Source organism: Hymenobacter sp. HD11105 (assembly GCF_054051685.1).
Window position 1 is genome coordinate 99740 of sequence record NZ_JBSWBR010000002.1, and the last position, 16246, is coordinate 115985.

Annotated in this window: 15 protein-coding genes; 7 read left to right on the forward strand and 8 right to left on the reverse strand. The window is 56.2% G+C overall.

Annotated elements, in window-relative coordinates; translation table 11 throughout:
- Window positions 1–5 precede the first annotated feature (5 nt).
- From menD to ACW9KT_RS06910, 3 genes are all read right to left on the reverse strand, one after another.
- The gene (gene menD, locus ACW9KT_RS06900; RefSeq protein WP_457078713.1) at window positions 6–1829 is read right to left on the reverse strand and encodes a 2-succinyl-5-enolpyruvyl-6-hydroxy-3-cyclohexene-1-carboxylic-acid synthase; all 1824 of its coding nucleotides are present in this window, start codon (window positions 1827–1829) and stop codon (window positions 6–8) included.
- Window positions 1830–1930: 101 nt separating this feature from the next.
- Window positions 1931–3190 (reverse strand): chorismate-binding protein, encoded by a 1260-nt coding sequence (locus ACW9KT_RS06905; RefSeq protein ID WP_457078715.1) that lies wholly within the window; start codon window positions 3188–3190, stop codon window positions 1931–1933.
- A complete protein-coding gene (locus tag ACW9KT_RS06910) occupies window positions 3187–3630 on the reverse strand; it encodes a hotdog fold thioesterase (RefSeq protein WP_457078716.1) in 444 nt (147 codons plus the stop codon). Before ACW9KT_RS06910 ends, ACW9KT_RS06905 begins: the two co-directional genes overlap by 4 nt.
- A gap of 83 nt (window positions 3631–3713) precedes the next feature.
- Between ACW9KT_RS06910 and ACW9KT_RS06915 the strand changes: the two genes are divergently transcribed.
- Window positions 3714–4328, forward strand: coding sequence for a histidine phosphatase family protein (locus tag ACW9KT_RS06915; protein ID WP_457078718.1), 615 nt, complete (start codon window positions 3714–3716; stop codon window positions 4326–4328).
- 14 nt (window positions 4329–4342) lie between these two features.
- On the opposite strand, the gene ACW9KT_RS06920 is transcribed toward ACW9KT_RS06915, so the two are convergent.
- A complete protein-coding gene (locus ACW9KT_RS06920) occupies window positions 4343–5326 on the reverse strand; it encodes a Brp/Blh family beta-carotene 15,15'-dioxygenase (RefSeq protein WP_457078720.1) in 984 nt (327 codons plus the stop codon).
- Window positions 5327–5694: 368 nt separating this feature from the next.
- Here ACW9KT_RS06920 and ACW9KT_RS06925 point away from each other — a divergent pair, with 368 nt between their 5' ends.
- The 4 genes from ACW9KT_RS06925 (at window position 5695) to ACW9KT_RS06940 (ending at window position 11975) form a co-directional block, all read left to right on the forward strand.
- Complete coding sequence (locus ACW9KT_RS06925; RefSeq protein WP_457078722.1) at window positions 5695–7470, forward strand: pyruvate dehydrogenase complex dihydrolipoamide acetyltransferase; 1776 nt, start codon at window positions 5695–5697, stop codon at window positions 7468–7470.
- Between the two features lie 141 nt (window positions 7471–7611).
- The gene (locus ACW9KT_RS06930) at window positions 7612–10167 is read left to right on the forward strand and encodes a TonB-dependent receptor (RefSeq protein WP_457078724.1); all 2556 of its coding nucleotides are present in this window, start codon (window positions 7612–7614) and stop codon (window positions 10165–10167) included.
- A 163-nt stretch (window positions 10168–10330) separates the two neighbouring features.
- Window positions 10331–10867, forward strand: a complete 537-nt coding sequence (gene hslV, locus ACW9KT_RS06935) for an ATP-dependent protease subunit HslV (RefSeq protein ID WP_457078726.1) — start codon at window positions 10331–10333, stop codon at window positions 10865–10867.
- A 136-nt stretch (window positions 10868–11003) separates the two neighbouring features.
- Window positions 11004–11975 carry a deoxyhypusine synthase family protein gene (locus tag ACW9KT_RS06940; RefSeq protein WP_457080173.1) on the forward strand — a complete coding sequence of 324 codons (972 nt, stop codon included), beginning with the start codon at window positions 11004–11006 and terminating at the stop codon, window positions 11973–11975.
- Window positions 11976–12053: 78 nt separating this feature from the next.
- Here ACW9KT_RS06940 and ACW9KT_RS06945 read toward each other — a convergent pair whose 3' ends face one another.
- Window positions 12054–12941: a DUF3667 domain-containing protein gene (locus ACW9KT_RS06945; protein ID WP_457078728.1), complete on the reverse strand. Its 888-nt coding sequence runs from the start codon at window positions 12939–12941 to the stop codon at window positions 12054–12056.
- Window positions 12942–13074: 133 nt separating this feature from the next.
- Between ACW9KT_RS06945 and ACW9KT_RS06950 the strand changes: the two genes are divergently transcribed.
- Together ACW9KT_RS06950 and ACW9KT_RS06955 are read left to right on the forward strand one after the other, a co-directional pair.
- Window positions 13075–13494 (forward strand): helix-turn-helix domain-containing protein, encoded by a 420-nt coding sequence (locus ACW9KT_RS06950; protein WP_457078730.1) that lies wholly within the window; start codon window positions 13075–13077, stop codon window positions 13492–13494.
- Between the two features lie 72 nt (window positions 13495–13566).
- Window positions 13567–14328 carry an SDR family NAD(P)-dependent oxidoreductase gene (locus ACW9KT_RS06955; RefSeq protein WP_457078732.1) on the forward strand — a complete coding sequence of 254 codons (762 nt, stop codon included), beginning with the start codon at window positions 13567–13569 and terminating at the stop codon, window positions 14326–14328.
- 78 nt (window positions 14329–14406) lie between these two features.
- On the opposite strand, the gene ACW9KT_RS06960 is transcribed toward ACW9KT_RS06955, so the two are convergent.
- The 3 genes from ACW9KT_RS06960 to ACW9KT_RS06970 all read right to left on the reverse strand — a co-directional run bounded on the left by ACW9KT_RS06960 (window position 14407) and on the right by ACW9KT_RS06970 (window position 16134).
- Window positions 14407–14868, reverse strand: a complete 462-nt coding sequence (locus ACW9KT_RS06960) for a hypothetical protein (RefSeq protein WP_457078734.1) — start codon at window positions 14866–14868, stop codon at window positions 14407–14409.
- A 112-nt stretch (window positions 14869–14980) separates the two neighbouring features.
- Window positions 14981–15547, reverse strand: coding sequence for a 2'-5' RNA ligase family protein (locus ACW9KT_RS06965; protein WP_457078736.1), 567 nt, complete (start codon window positions 15545–15547; stop codon window positions 14981–14983).
- Between the two features lie 5 nt (window positions 15548–15552).
- Window positions 15553–16134, reverse strand: a complete 582-nt coding sequence (locus ACW9KT_RS06970) for a DUF1572 family protein (protein WP_457078738.1) — start codon at window positions 16132–16134, stop codon at window positions 15553–15555.
- Window positions 16135–16246: the final 112 nt, after the last annotated feature.

Consider the following 16246-nt stretch of genomic DNA (forward strand, 5'->3'; position numbering starts at 1 on the left):
CTGAGTTATGAAATAAAGGATGTGCGCACTGCTGTGCGGTAGTGTTCGAAGAAGGCAGCGTTGGTGGCACTGTCGGTGGTGATTTCCAGCAGGGCCGCGCCGCCTTCCGGTGCAAAGAAAACCGGTAAAGCCGATTCTAGTTCGGCGAAGGTGGAAACCGGAAAATAGCGTAACCCAAAATCCCGCGCTGTGTTCTCGGCTGTAAGGGCTTGGTGGGTTTCGAAAAACTCCTCCAACTCCGGCTGCTGGCGTGGCCCATCAATCAGCCGAAAAATGCCCCCCGCGTGGTTATTGAACAACACAATGCGCAGATTGGGCAGCGGGTAGTTGTGCCAGAGCGCGTTGCGGTCGTAGAAGAACGCCACGTCACCGGTGAGCAGCACCACGGGCCGATTTGGCTGAGCCAGCGCCGTACCCACGGCCGTACTGGTGCAGCCATCGATGCCGCTGGTGCCGCGGTTGGCAAATACTTCGATATTATGATTTGCGGGCAGGCCCAGAATGTTGGCGTAGCGCACGGCCATGCTATTAGCCAGGTGCAAAGCCGTATGCTCAGGAATATGCTGAAGCGTGCGGTGAAAGGCCTCAAACTCAGTGAAAGACTGGCCGGGAGCAGCGAAGAAATCGTGTAAAAATGCGCTGGCCCATTTCTCGCCCTGTTGCCACGCAGCTTGGTATGGCGCCTGTTGTGGCGCTTCCGGCTCCACGGTTCGGCTGGGCGGCCAAGGCAGGCGCACGGCGGGAATTTTCTCGCCCTCCCGGCGCGGACTGCCCACGGCTGCCTGCGCAATCGTGACGAACTGCTTTTCGGTGGCGGCGGGGCGCAACGCGGAAAAAAACGCCGCCGGCTCCATCCGAATCACACGCGTCAGCGTCTTGAATGTGTCGGCTACGGGGCCACTCGCCTGGATGTGCCAATGCTGCTGGGGGGCAAATTCGCGCAGATACAGCTTCAGGGCTTTCGAAATAAGGGACTGCCCAAACGTCACCAGTAGCTCTGGGCGCAACGATTCCTTCAGGTCCGGATTAGGCACGGCCAGAAACACGTCGTGATGACTGATGGGTGCAGGCAGGGCCGGCAGATTAGCAATCGTGTCGCCGACTACGGAGGCCGCATATCTGGTAGTAAACTCCAGCAAGCTGTGTTGCAGCTCGGCGTCGGCGTGATGCTGACCAGCTACTACCAGTACCCGCGGCGTCTGGCGAAGCTCCTGGGCCAGCGCTGCCAGCTCGCTGGGGGGCAAATGTGGCGCTCCCACCTGCTCCCGGATGATTTTGACTTCTTCAAACTGAAGCGTTTCACCGGCTTTTGGGTAAAACGGCTCGCGCAGCGGAATATTTACCTGCACCGGGCCGGCCGGAAACTGCTGAGCCAGATTTATAGCCTCATTCACCAGCCGTTCCGAGTGCCACTTGGCATCGGGGTGGCTGGTATCGGCGGGGAAGGTGAAGGAGCCTTTGGCGTGCGCGCCATAAAGATCGGTTTGCCGAATGGTTTGGCCGTCGAGCTGATCAATCCACTCTGGGGAGCGGTCGGCGGTGAAAATGACGAGCGGAATCTGTTGGAAATAAGCCTCGGCCACGGCCGGCGCGTAGTTCAGGCCAGCCGTGCCGGAAGTGCACACCAGCGCCACTGCCCGCCGCTGACTTTGCGCCAAGCCCAGACCAATAAAAGCAGCAGCTCGCTCATCGGGCACCGTGCGCACTCGAATTTCAGGGTGGCGGGCAAAGGCAATCGTGAGGGGCGCACACCGCGAGCCCGGTGACAACACCACGTCCGTAATGCCGTGGCGGGCGCAAATTTCCGCGATGTTATAAACTGCCTGCATTTTCATTTAACAGTTATCAATTAACATTTAACAATTGTTGTGCGCAAAGCGCAGCTTAATAGGAGGTAAGGGATGAAAACCAGACTGTTGAATGATAAAGGTTAATTGTCAAATGCAGCTAGGACTGCTCCTACGGTTTGTAGTTTTAGCTCGGTTTCCTGCCACTCCCGCTCGGGGTCAGAGTCGATAGTAAGGCCAGTACCAGCGTAGAGCACGGCTTCGGTGGGGCGTAGTTGCAAACAGCGCAGATTAACAAACAACCGCGCCACGCCCGCCTGCGGCAGATTGACAGGCCCTAAAAATCCACTGTAGTAAGCTCGGTCGTAGCCCTCGTGCTGCTGGATAAACTCGAGCGCCGCCTGCCGGGGCATGCCGCCCACGGCTGATGTAGGGTGAAGCAGGCGCAGCATATCGGTGCCCAAGGAGGGAAACGGCACTTGGCGCAAATGAACGGCAAAGTCGGTGCGCAGGTGCAGCAGCTCGCCGGCTACCACGGTGCGGGGGCCAATCTCATCGTACTCCCGTAGCCGTAATTGCTTGAAGCAGTTCACGATATAGCGGGCCACCAACGCCTGCTCCTCAATTTCCTTCTGCCGCCAAATAGCCTTCTGCGGTGTCAGGCCGGGCGTGAGCGGCTGAGTGCCCGCCAGCGCCATCGTCCTAAATGTGCCTTCCGGTGTGACCTCGGCCAACACCTCGGGCGTAGCGCCCAGCCAAGTGCCCGCTCCCGGCGCACTCACCAGCGACACAAACGCCTGCGGATACCACTGCTGCAAATCGTCGAAAGCCACCAAAGCATCGAAGCCGGGCGGCAGCGGCTGGCGCATGGCCCGCGACGATACCACTTTTTGCACTTCTCCCTGCTCAATGGCTTCAATACCACGCTGCACCAACGCGGTATAATCGTCCAGCGAGGCCGTGGCTGGCGCCGGCTGCGGGCTTTGGTGCCAGCGCAGAGGCTCCGCATCCGTGGCGGGAGCAGCTTGCAGAAACTCGCGCAGCTCCGACAGCCGGAAGTCGGCGGTGCCGGTTTTATTCACCCAAAAGCTGCCCGGTTGCTTGGTGTCAAAGTAGACGTTGGCCGGCATGAATAAAGCCGGGTTGTGGTCGGAGTCGCGGAAGGGAAAGAAGGCGAAGCCCGCCGGAGCGCTGGGCTCTAGGTTGGGGGGCAAACCCGTCAATGCTTCCTCCCACGAAAAGCTCAGGCACAGCTGGGCGTGAGCTGCGCCCGGTATCCGCCACAGCGCCACTGGCAGGCCCGCCTGGAGGGCAAATGCCACCAGTCGTCGGAGCTGCGCCGTGGGTGCTAGCTCCTCACCGCCGGGGAAAGGTACCAGTGCGGGCCGGGGACGCTGACTCATGCTGTGGTGCCCGCGTTGGGAGGCAAATCAATGACGGCCATCGTAATACGGCTGAGGCAAACCAGCGCGTCCGTTTCCTCGTGGGTGATGCGGATTTCCCACACTTGCGTGGTGCGGCCCACGTGCACAGCAGTGGCGCGGCCCACCACAAAACCTGAGCGCACGCCTTTCAAATGATTGGCGTTAATTTCAAGCCCTACGCAAGCTTTCTTGGTTCTATCAACCTGTAAGGCGGCTCCAATGCTGCCTAGCGTTTCGGCCAAGGCTACCGAAGCACCGCCGTGCAGGAGGCCCATGGGCTGGTGGGTGCGGTGGTCAACGGGCATGCGACCTACCAACAGCCTATCGCCAATTTCGAGTAGCTCCATGCCAAGGTGTTCGCCCATAGTATTGCGGCACCAGGCGTTGAGTTGCTCAAGGGTTGGGGCGGGTGGTATCATAGAAAGTTAAAATGAAAAAAAGCAGGGTTAACGGCCTTAAAAACCAGTAATTTTGACACCGTTACAACAAAGCTAGGGGGAAAGTGAGCGTCAAAAAAATATACCTCATTCGGCACGGACAAACCGATTTCAACGTGCAAGGCATCGTGCAAGGCAGCGGAGTCGATTCGTCGCTGAACACGACTGGCTACGAGCAGGCGGCCCGCTTCTTCGCTGCTTATAAACACCTGCGCTTCGATAAAGTCTACACCTCTACACTGCACCGCACGCGGCAGTCGGTACAAGGCTTTATTGATCTGGGTCTGCCCCACGAGTCGCACCCTGGCCTGAACGAGATTAGCTGGGGCCTGCGCGAAGGCACTCGCATCACGGCCGAAGAAGACGCCGAATATAAGGGCGTACTGCAACAGTGGGAGCGGGGCGAAACCCACGCCCGCCTCAGCGGCGGTGAAAGCCCCGACGAAGTGGCAACTCGCCAGCGGCAATTTATCGAGCTGATGCTTAGTCGTCCCGAGGAAGAAACGATTTTGGTATGTATGCACGGCCGCGCCATGCGCGTGCTGCTCTGCCAGCTGTTGCAGTATCCACTAAGCTACATGGATGCCTTTGAGCACCGCAACCTGTGCCTCTACAAGCTGCACTACACGGGCTCCATGTTTTCGGTGCGTAATTTCCTGGATACCGCTCATTTGGAGTAAGCAGTAGTTTAAAATCATACCCCCGCTTTCGACTTCGACAACTGCCACTTATCGGCGTCCATTACGACTGTTACCAGCAGTGCGTGGGGCAGCGTCACGACGGCGGCAACCACCAAGCCTAAGCTAAGCAGCGCTAAGCCATCGGGCAAGCGCGGGGCTAGGTACCAGCAAAGCGCGCCCAGGGCGGCAAGGCTTACCAGCAGCAGAGGCAAGGAGCGCAAAGTGAAAAACTGGGTTTCGCGCAGGAGTTGCCGCCATCCGGCCGGGGCACCGTTGTAACCCATCAACCGGTTCATGCGCAACACGTGGCGCAGGCTATGCCAGAACACAAAATATACCCCACTCGACAAAATAGGAGGCAGGGCTGCAAATAGGGCGCCGAGCAAGCTCAGTTCCAGTAGCTCCGTGCCCAGCAGACTCCATTGCTTTTGTTTGATAAAAATGCCCACCAGCGCTATGTGCCCAAGCGCAACTGCCCCACCCAGGGAACGAGCGGCCCAGGTGAAAGCCTGCTCTGTAATCAGCTCAGCGCCCACAAACTCCAGCAAGCCATTTACTATCTGACGAGTTTCGAGAGGCCAGCATAAGGCCGGAATGGCAAAAATTAGCCCCCCACGCAGCACACTATGCAGTAGCCACTGACCCCGCTCCTTACTGCTGCTAGGCTCAGGGGCATCAGCTGAGCCCCAGTGCCACACGGTGAGAATAAAGAACAACGCCACCATCGCAGCCGGATACACGTTCCAAAGCACGATGGCCAGCGCTGCCAAGCCGAGGTAGCCGACCAAAAACCGAATCATGTAGCCTGTGGGCCGGCTCTGGGGCCGGGCAGCGGGTACTACCCAATGGTCGCAGGCGCCGTGCGCAATGCCAAACAGCACGAGGCCCAGCACCAGCGGCATTCCCAGCACCGTGGGTGCGGCTGCCGGGAACAACATTCCCAGCAGGGCCGCGCCGGCCACAATAGCATAAGAATAGCTGGCGGAGCGAAGCTGCACAGTGAAAAATGGTTGGTGTATTTACAGAAATACGAGATGAGCGCACAGAGGATTAAAAACGTGTTTATTTCTCTCCACTAACTTATCATCGAAAGGCCTTTTTGCTACGAATTAATCTATTGAATTACAGATCAATAACTAGTATAGTAAGCTGACTTGAAATCAATGCTCTTCTGATGACTTGCTTTGTATCCTAGCTCGTCGATATCAACCTGTAGAAGATAGGATAGTTTGCCCTGTTAATAGAGCCATCCTGTCGATTGCATAAATGGATTTTAGCCAGTCTTGGCACGTATAGTAGCGGTTACATTTGCCAGGGCAGAATTTCAGGCTAATTTTGACCCTTCACAACCAAGCCCAAGAAGCAGATGGCCGAAATCATAAAAATGCCCAAAATGAGCGACACGATGACCGAAGGGGTCATTGCGGCTTGGCTCAAAAAGGTAGGCGATAAAGTGAAGTCCGGGGATATCCTGGCCGAAGTGGAAACTGACAAAGCCACTATGGAACTGGAAAACTACGACGACGGTACGCTGCTCTACATTGGCCCGAAAGACGGGGAAGCAGTAGAAGTAGATGGCGTACTGGCTATTATCGGCGCAGAGGGCGAAGATATTTCGGCTCTGCTAGCTGAAATCCAAGGCGGCAACGGTGCTGCTGCGGCCGCGCCCAAAACGGAAGCTGCTCCGGCTGCTGAAGCTCCCAAAGCCGCTGAGGCTCCTAAAGAAGAACCTAAGGCTGCGCCGGCCCCAACGCCCGCACCCGCCGCCGCTGCTGGTAATGGCAAAAAAGCAACTGTGGTGCGTATGCCCAAAATGAGCGACACGATGACCGAAGGCGTCATTGCTGGCTGGCTCAAGAAGGTAGGCGACAAAGTAAAATCAGGTGATGTACTGGCTGAAGTGGAAACTGACAAAGCCACTATGGAACTAGAGAATTACGAAGACGGCACCCTGCTTTATATCGGCCCGAAGGATGGTGAGTCCGTAGCTGTTGATGGTGTGTTAGCTATCATCGGGGAAGAAGGTGCCGACATTGAAGCTCTGCTGGGGGGCAAATCTGGCGGCGCTGCTGCGGCTCCTGCAGCGGCTGCTCCTGCCGAAGCCCCGGCTGCCCCAGCTGCGGCTGCCTCTACATCAGCAACTACCTCGGCACCCGCCGAAGCTACCGCTCCGAGTGGGGGCCGCGTGCTGGCCTCACCGCTGGCCAAGCGCATAGCCCAGGAAAAAGGCATCGATATCAGCCAGGTAAGAGGCTCCGGCGACAATGGCCGCATTGTACAGCGTGACGTGGAGAACTTCCAGCCCGGCGCTGCTACGGCTGCTCCTGCCTCTAAGCCCGCTGCTGCACCGCTACCCGAATACATCGCGCCGGCCGCCGAAGCGCCCAAAGCCGCACCCGCTGCGCCCGCCAGCGCTCCGGCTCCCAAGCCCGCGGCTGCGCCCACCAGCGCCCAGCCCGAAGGCACCTACACCGATACGCCCGTTTCGCAGATGCGCCGCGTTATTGCGCGCCGCCTCGCGGAAAGCAAGTTCTCGGCCCCGCATTTCTATCTGACGATGGAAATCACGATGGACCGCGCTATGGAAGTTCGGACCCAGCTCAACGCGCTTTCGCCGGTGAAGCTGTCGTTCAACGACTTGGTAATCAAAGCGGCGGCCGTGGCACTGAAGCAGCACCCAACTATCAACTCCTCGTGGCTCGGCGACAAAATTCGTCAGAACCACATGGTGAACATCGGCGTGGCTGTTGCTGTAGACGAAGGCCTGCTGGTACCCGTAGTGCGCAACGCTGATGGCAAAGGCCTGTCTACCATTGCTACTGAGGTAAAAGAGCTTGCTGGCAAAGCCAAGAGCAAGAAGCTGCAGCCCGCCGAGTGGGAGGGTAGCACCTTCACCATCTCGAATCTGGGCATGTTTGGCATCGATGAATTCACGGCCATCATCAACCCACCCGATGCCTGCATCCTGGCTGTGGGGGGCATTAAGCAGACGGCAGTAGTAAAAGACGGTCAGCTAGCTGTGGGCAACATCATGAAAGTAACTCTGAGCTGCGACCACCGCGTAGTAGATGGCGCTTCTGGCGCTGCCTTCCTGCAGACGCTGAAAGGCCTGCTCGAAGACCCCATGCGTATGCTGATTTAACTGTCGAGTTACTACTTGAGCTTTGAAAAGCCAGCCTGCAAGGGCTGGCTTTTTTATTTATTCGCTTAATTGTGAAATCAATATATGTTCCTGTCCCGCTCCACCTAGCTCCGAACATCCATTCACTTTTCTTTTAAAGCAATGAAACAGCTAGTACCAATTACCATCATGTGCCTAACAAGTGTCATGGCAATGGGGCAAGATCAAAACCTGACGGGGCAAGTGCTGGACGTGGCGGGCCGACCGGTAGTAGGAGCTACGGTACTGGAAAAAGGCACCAATAACGGTACTGGTACCGATGGCAGCGGCCGATTCTCGCTGCGTGCCCGCTCCCAGTCGCCCACGCTGGTCATCAGTTCCATCGGTTTTGCCCCCCAGGAGGTAAGTGCGGGCGCCGGACCCATAAACGTGCGATTAGCGGAATCCACTACCAGCCTGGATGCGGTGCAGGTAGTTGGGTCGCGCAGCCAGAACCGCTCTGTCACCGATTCGCCCTCGCCAGTTGATATAATTGACATAAGGGAAGTAACCGCCAAAACCGGACAGCTTGACGTTAATCAACTGCTGCAATTTGTGGCGCCTTCCTTCAACTCCAACCGCCAGACGGGCTCCGATGGCGCCGACCACGTAGATCCGGCATCTTTGCGCGGCCTCGGCCCCGACCAGACCCTAGTGCTGGTGAACGGCAAGCGTCAACACCAGTCGGCGCTAGTCAACCTGTTTGGCTCGCGCGGTCGCGGCAATACCGGCACCGATCTTAATGTCATTCCGGCCGCTTCCATTCAGCGAATCGAGATTCTGCGTGATGGCGCAGCGGCGCAGTATGGCTCTGATGCTATTGCCGGTGTGATCAATATTGTATTGAAAAACAGCGTGGATGAACTGACGGTAAGTGCTAACTACGGCGCTTACGACGCGAAATACCGTTTCGATAATGAGAAGTTTGATGGCGGCAACTTCAACGTCAACGCTAACTACGGTATCGGAGTGGGGAGCAAGGGCGGTTTCGTGAACGCCACGCTCGACTACAACAAGCGCGAGCACACCCAACGCGCCAATGTACCCTCGCCCGATGGCATAGCCCGCCGCGAGTACGGCGACCCGGAAGTATCAAATGCAGCCGCTTACCTCAACGCCAAGTTCCCGCTCAGCGACAAAGCCCATATCTACACGTTTGGCGGCATGAACAAGCGCAAAGGCGACGCCTACGCCTGGACGCGCTTCCCCGACGATGACCGCAACGTGCCCGCCATCTATCCCAATGGCTTCGACCCAATTATCACCAGCGACATCGTAGATGGCTCGGCGGTAATAGGGGCACGGGTGCTGGTTGGCGAGTGGGACCTGGATTTGAGCAATAACTTTGGCTCCAACCGGTTTGAGTACGGCTTGCGCAACACACTCAACGCTACATTAGGCGAGAGTTCACCTACGGCTTTTGATGCGGGGGGCTTTCAGCTTCAGCAAAACGTCGTTGGCTTGAGCGCCACGCGCAACTACAAAACGGTGCTGCAAGGCTTCAACCTAGCAGCCGGCGCCGAGTACCGGCGCGAGTGGTATTCGCTCTTTGCCGGCGAAGAAGCTTCTTACCGCAACTATGCGCCCGGCTCCAACATAGCGGGCGGCTCGCAGGGCTTTCCCGGCTACCAGCCCAGCGACGCCATCAAGGCCGACCGCGACAACGTGGGCGTGTATGTTGATGCCGAGCTGAATGTGACCCAGCGCTGGCTGCTGGCCGCCGCTCTGCGCTACGAGAACTACAGCGACTTCGGCAGCACCCTCAACTACAAAGGCGCCACTCGCTACAACCTGACGGAGTTTCTGACTTTGCGCGGTACGTTCAGCACGGGCTTCCGGGCGCCTTCGCTGGCTCAAATCAACTTCAACTCCACGTTCACCAACTTCATTGGCGGACAAGCCGTGGAAGTACTACTGGCCCGCAACAACAGCCCCGTCACCCAGAAGCTAGGCATCCCGAGACTCAAGCAGGAAACTTCCACCAACGCCAGCTTAGGCTTAACCAGCCGGCTGGGCTCATCGCTAAGCCTGACTCTGGATGGTTACTACATTAAAGTAAATGACCGGGTGGTGCTTACCAGCCAGTTTTCCGCCGATGATCCGGTCATTGGAGATGATTTGCAGGCTTTGAACGTTGGTCAAGCGCAGTTTTTCGCCAATGCCGCCTCTACCTCTTCGCTAGGCCTCGATGCGGTACTTAGCCACACACTCACACTGAGCGGCAGCCGCCTGAACTCCACGCTGGCCGCAAACTTCAACCGCCTACGCATCGACCGGGTAACGACTTCGGGCCGGCTGGCTGGGCGTGAGGATGAATTTTTCGGACCGCGAGAGCAGGCATTCGTGAAAGCGTCGGCGCCGCCTTCCAAAATCAACCTTACCTTCGATTATCAACTTGGGCGCTTTGGGGCGCTGCTGCGCTTCGTGCGCTTTGCCCAGATCGAGCTGATTGATTACGACGATAATGTGCAAGTGTACGAGCCGCGCACTACCACCGACCTTTCCTTGAGTTACGCCCTCACCGACCATTTGCAGCTCTCGGTGGGCAGCTCTAACCTGTTTAACGTATACCCCAACCGCTTCAATCCGCAGGTAACCGAAACCGGGGGCGCTTGGGACCCGGTACAGATGGGTTCGAACGGCCGGTTTTACTTTGCTAAATTGCAGGCCCGTTTCTAAGCAGGTGCCAGTTAAAAGTCAGCTGTCATCCTGACGAAGGAAGGACCTGCCCTATTTGAACATGAGTCAAACTAATGACTTATTCAAATGTGGGTAGGTCCTTCCTTCGTCAGGATGACAAGTGTTTTTCTGACAGCTGCCAATTACTAATTCTCACCTAAGTATGAAAATAAGATCAACTACTGTCCTCGGCGTGCGCCACAATGGGCAGATTGCCGTGGGCGCCGACGGGCAAGCCACTATGGATAAGCACGTGGCTAAAAGCAACGTGCGTAAAATCCGTAAGCTGCACGATGGCAAAATCGTAACTGGGTTTGCCGGCTCCACGGCCGACGCCTTTATGCTGCTAGATAAGTTTGAGGAGAAGCTAGGTAGCTACAATGGGCAGCTGCGCCGCGCCGCCATTGAGCTTGCCAAAGAATGGCGCAAAGACCAATATCTGCGCAAGCTGGAAGCCATGATGGTGGTCGCCGACAAAGACGAACTGCTCATCGTGGCCGGCACCGGCGACGTGCTGGAGCCTGACTCCGACGTAGCTGCCATTGGCTCGGGTGCCATGTTTGCCCAAGCTGCCGCGCTAGCTCTGAAGAAGCACGCGCCTCACCTTACGGCCCGCCAAATGGTAGAAGACGCTCTGCACATTGCGGCTGATATCTGCATCTACACCAATCATAACCTCATGATTGAGGAGTTGAAATAAGGCTGATTTTGTAAGCAACCCAGGTCGGGTTGGGCGCTGCTAATATTCTTTGCAATGCAGGGCTCCTATTGAACGATTCCGGGCTGCTAATTGATTGTACACCACGACCCACTACTACACAGAACAACACGATTCGATGAACGTAACGAACTTCCTTAAGCACCACTACCGCCACTTCAACGCTGCTGCCCTGATTGATGCCGCTGAAGGCTACAACAAGCACCTCGCGGATGGTGGCAAAATGATGATTACGCTGGCTGGCGCTATGAGCACGGCCGAAATGGGCATCCAACTGGCCGAGCTGATTCGCCAGGATAAGGTGCAAATCATCAGCTGCACCGGTGCTAACCTGGAAGAGGATATCTTCAACTTGGTGGCCCACGATTTCTACGAGCGGGTACCTAACTATCGCGATCTAACGGCGGCCGACGAGCAGGCCCTGCTGGAGCGCCACATGAATCGCGTAACCGATACTTGTATTCCGGAAGAGGAAGCCATGCGCCGCCTCGAGCACTCAGTACTGAAGTTTTGGGAGCAGGCCGATAAAGCTGGTGAGCGGTATTTCCCTCACGAGTTCTTCTACCAAATCCTGAAGTCGGGCGAGCTGGAGCAGTATTACCAGATTGACCCCAAAGACTCCTGGATGCTGGCTGCTGCTGAGAAAAACCTCCCGATTATCTGCCCCGGTTGGGAAGATTCTACGTTGGGCAACATCTTCGCTGGCCACGTCATCAGCGGTGATATCCAGAACGTACACACCGTGCGCACGGGCATCGAATACATGATTTACCTAGCTGAGTGGTACACCAAGCAGGCTACGGAGGAAAGCAAGGTAGGCTTCTTCCAGATTGGCGGCGGTATTGCCGGCGACTTCCCAATCTGTGTGGTGCCTATGCTGCACCAAGACTTAGGCCGCACTAGCGTGCCGCTGTGGGGCTACTTCTGCCAGATTTCAGACTCTACGACCTCATACGGTTCCTACTCCGGCGCTGTGCCTAACGAGAAAATCACGTGGGGTAAGCTGGGCCAAGACACGCCTAAGTTCATCATCGAGTCGGATGCTACGATTGTAGCGCCGCTAGTGTTTGCCATGGTGCTGGGGCAATAATTTGCATTACCCTTTAAAAGAAAAGCCCCCCATTGGATTCAGTGGGGGGCTTTTTGTGTGCTGATGATAACCCCATCCTTAGCGGGTCTGTAGTGTAGCGGACGGCTTAGAAGCGCTAGCTTGCTTTTGCATTTCCTGTTTCATGGCCTCTTTAAACGTAGACCAGTTTAAGGCATAAGTGAGAGACACCATAACCACGATGCAGGTCAGATAGCCCAGCAAATAAGTCATGAAGCCGCGCCAGAGGCGGCCAGCCAGGCTCAGGCCGGTGTGGGCCAGCAAACTGCCGTAGGCCCAGGTGGCGTATCCAAAGACTGGCAGCATGAACACTAGGCTAACCGTGCCAATTTGAGGCGTACCGCTGTACGCGTATAGAACCGGCAGGTACAGCACGGCAAAAAAGTTAATGATAGCCGTGATAAACGCCACAATGATGAGGCACTCGGCGTAATTGTAGCCGCCACGCCGCAAAAACCAACGCGCAAACAGTGCCCACACTGGCACCATGGCTATATAGCACCAACTCAGATACTTCATCAAAAAGCCAGTGGATGCCTGCTGCATCTGCCACACAGCATCCGGAATGGAAGGGTCTTTAGGCGGCAACATCTGGATATGCAGCACCGACGATACCAATGCATAAAAGCTGGTCACGATTAGCAGCAGCGACAGCGGCCGAAAATGGTCGACGCGCTTGCCAGCCAAGTAGGCCCTAATGGTGGGACCAGGCCGCGAGATCATTGTTTTGAGCGTGAATAGAATGCCCTTATCAACATGCCATATGGAGTGGGGAATATCGTGGAGCATGTCGGCCATCGTCAGGCGATGGGTATGGTGCGCATCCTGCCCGCAGCGGCCACAGTAGCGGTCGGGCACCTCGTGGCCACAATTCAGACAGGCTGCCGCGTGCTGGTGCGTAGCAGTAAGAGTGTCGGAAGCTGAATTAGCAGTAAGGGTAGAGTGCATAGATGAAGTGTATGTAGCTTGCAATAAGCAATATCTGAAACAAAAGATATGCAGTTCACCTGAGAATCCCCACTTTTTTTAGGTTGATTTGTTGCGCAAGTGTATCGCCACTTCTTCTACTTGTTTTGCTTGTATGGCTACCACAACCATTCCTAAGAAAATCCTGGCTCGTCAGCACGAAATAACGGCTGACTTTCTGCGCTTAGTCGATGTTCATATGGCTGATGTAGTGGCAGGACGAACTACTGAGATGCTCGAAATTCGAGACTTTGCCGACCAACTGCACATTCACCCCACGCACCTGAGCAATACCATTAAGCTGACCACGGGCCACTCGCCCTGCTACTATTTCGAGGCGCGCATCATGGACGTGGCTCGCCAGCAACTCCGCGACCCTAGCCGTTCCGTGGCCGACATTGCCGCCGACCTCACTTTTGATGCCTCCAACTTCACCAAGTTCTTTAAGCGCTTCGAGGGCTGCACGCCCAAACAGTATCGGGAGCAATTATGGGCCGCGCAACGCGCCGAAAAAACGGAAACAGTCACCATTTAAACTGAAACTGTCACCATACTTGCGGCCTCAAGACGGGTAACCTTTGTGTTGTTATTTTTTAAACACAAAGCAATGAGCACAAATAAGATAGCCCTCGTAACAGGCGGCAGTCGGGGCCTCGGCCGCAACAGCGCCCTCCAACTCGCCCAAGCCGGCCACGACCTGATTATTACTTACCGCAGTAAAGATGCGGAAGCCAACGAAGTAGTAGCTCAAATACAAGCACTGGGCCGCAAAGCCGTAGCTCTGCAACTCGATACCAGCATTATGGCTTCGTTTCCGGCATTTGTGGAGGTCGTGACCCAGCAGTTGCAGCAGCACTGGAACCGGAGCGCCTTCGATTTTCTGATCAACAATGCCGGTATCGATGCTTCATCGTCCTTCGCCGAAACGACCGAGGAAGACTTTGATAGCCTCCTGAATGTGCACTTCAAGGGCGTGTATTTCCTCACCCAAAAGCTCCTGCCACTCCTGGCCGATGGCGGCGGTATTGTGAATTTCTCGACTGGTTTGGCCCGCTTCACCACGTCCGGCTACGCGGCTTATGCCTCCATGAAAGGCGCCGTAGAAACCCTGACTAAGTATATGGCCAAAGAGTTGGGCAGCCGCGGTATCCGGGCCAATGTGGTGGCGCCCGGCATTATCAAAACCGACTTTACGGCCAAAGCCCGCGCAGCGCACCCGCAACTGGAGCAGTATATGTCGGCTAATACGGCCCTGGGTCGTATCGGCGAGCCTGAGGATATTGGCAGCGTCGTTGCCTTTCTGTGCTCCGATGCTGCGCGCTGGGTAAATGCGCAACGTATTGAAGCCTCCGGCGGCTACTCGCTGTAAGTCATAAAAGCGCGTAAAAAAGCCCCCCAGAGTATTCCTGGGGGGCTTTTTTATAAATATCAGCTTGACTTAACTAACTTAAATGCGGAACAATGGCCGCGCGGGGTTCCAAATGCCCCACGGAATCATAAGTAGCACCAGCACCAGCGCCACGGCAAACCAGATAAACGCTTTTTTATGCTTGGAAACCGGGTTAATGGCCTTCTTGGAAAGCGAGCGGCCCACTTGGGCGATAATAACCGCCAGAATCATGGTGGTAATGTGCTCTACGCCCCAGAACCGCAGTTCAGGGTTTTTCATGGCAGCTCCCATACTCTGAGTCGCCGCTTTTGCTACGGGGCTAAGGCCGAAGTATAAAATTAAACCTAATAGGAGCTGTAGGTGCAAGGAACCCACGAAGGCGGCGGCCATGCCATTGTCGGCGCCAAGGTAGGGGCGACGGTTGCGCCAGCCCACGAAGGCTCGGTACAAGGCAATCAGCCCAAAAATAACCACCAGCCAGCGGGACCAGGAGTGCAGTGCAAGTACAGCAGGATACATAGTGAAAAGTGAATGTGAAGCGGCAAAGGTCGGGAGTGGCGACCAAAATGCCGCGCTGGGGGGCAAATTGTTCGCTTAGGCGGGGTAGCCAGTACCGACCAGAGGGCGCAAATTAAAAGAGCAGCGGAGCTTTTTCGTTTTTGTGGCCTTCGAAAGAAAAGACTTTCTCCTGTACAAACAGCTCCCCTTCTTGGCGCAAAATTGCGATGTTGTTGATGTTGAGTCGGAGGTTAAACGTCTCTTCGTTAAGGTGTTGCAGCACGGGACCAAGCAGGTCAGGGGACGTGTCGTGCAGAGCTAGGGAAATATGCGGCATCCAGCAGTCGGGGCCGCTGAACTTATCGGTGCGCAAGCAAAGCGGCGCCGTGGCGCTTACAATGCGCTTATGCAGCTGGTTGAGCGCATCGGAGCGCAGCACGGGAATGTAGATAACCGGATTAGGGCCCGGAAAGACGCCTAGCCCCGTAGTGAAGGCCGGAAATGGCTTGGTGGAGCGGGCCACATCACGCAATACGGCATTCAGAGAAGAGAGCTTACGCACCCCCGCCAGTTGGTAGGTAATGTGCGGATCGGGCGTGGCCTGAACATCATCGAGGCCGAATTCCCGTTCCAACCCTTTGATTATGCGGTTGATACGAGCCGCATTGGGCGGGCTGAGCAGCGTGGTTATTGCAAGCATAGCCCCTAAACTACAGAACTGGGTCCAGGGTTGGCCCGTTGCCGCACTTGTTGGTTGAAGTTTTCGCTTTGGCCCCGGGGTACGCTCAAATTCTGCCAGTCAGCGCCCCGCAGAATCTTGCCCAATTGCACGAGTTGGCCCACGTGGTAGCTGTAGTGCGCTACCTGCCGCTCTAGGGCTGCCAGCGCAGTGTGCGCCTCGCCCCGAATCGTAACCGTGCGCAGCAAGTCCTCGGGCTGCAACGTATTCAGCAAGTCGAATAGAATGCGCCAGGCTGCGTCCCATTGCTCCTGCAAAGCCGGTACATAGGTTTCGGCCGGAGCGCTGGGCTCCTCAAATTCTTGGTCGCGGCGGCGATCGGGCTTTTCACCATCGGCAGTTAGGAAGTCAGTGAAGCGGGAGCGGAGGTTACCGATCATGTGCTGCACAATAACGGCCGCACTGTTGGCGCCCAGCGCGGGACTGTACAGCCATTCATTAGGTGTAATCTGAGCCAACGACCGGTCAGCTAGGCTTTTATACATTATAAAGTTGTGGCGCAAAAGAACCAGCACTTCCTGGCCCAGCGCATCCGACGATATTGACATAAAATGAGCAGATAGGTGTGAGGAAGTACTAGATTACAAAAAAAGGCTGTCCCAAAAAGGAACAGCCTTTACAATTTTTAAGCAAGCAAGTCAGCGACATGAATTGAGGCTT